Annotated in this window: 1 protein-coding gene; it reads left to right on the top strand. The window is 70.3% G+C overall.

Going from position 1 to position 485, the window contains the following annotated elements; translation table 11 throughout:
- A partial coding sequence (locus FLO80_RS23785; protein ID WP_149187139.1) for a c-type cytochrome occupies positions 1 to 485 on the top strand: 485 nt, incomplete at both ends.

Here is a 485-nt window from a genome sequence, read left to right as displayed (position 1 = left end):
GACGAAGACCTGAAGGCCCTGTACGCCTACCTGATGAGCCAGCCGGCGGTGCACAGCGAAACGCCTGCCAACCAGCTGCCGTTCCCCTTCGACCAACGCCAGCTGATGGCCGGCTGGAACCTGCTGTTCCTGGAGCCCGGCGCCTACCGCGACGAGCCGACGCGCAACCAGCAATGGAACCGCGGCGCCTATCTCGCCGAAGGCCTCGGCCATTGCAGCGCCTGCCACTCGCCGCGCAATGCGCTCGGCGCGGAAAAGTCCGGCAGCGCGCACTTCGCCGGCGGCGAGGCGGAGGGCTGGACCGCGCCAGCCTTGAACGCCAGTTCGCCGGCGCCCATCGCCTGGAGCGAGGAGGCCCTCTACGCCTACCTCCGCCACGGCTATTCGGCCTACCACGGGGTCGCCAGCGGGCCGATGGCGCCAGTGGTCGGCGAAGGCCTGGCCAAGCAGTCGGACGAGGACCTGCGGGCCCTGGCCCATTACCT

It is taken from the genome of Aquicoccus porphyridii (assembly GCF_008369105.1).
GTDB lineage: Bacteria > Pseudomonadota > Alphaproteobacteria > Rhodobacterales > Rhodobacteraceae > Aquicoccus > Aquicoccus porphyridii.
This window is presented reverse-complemented; position numbering and strand designations above follow the sequence as displayed.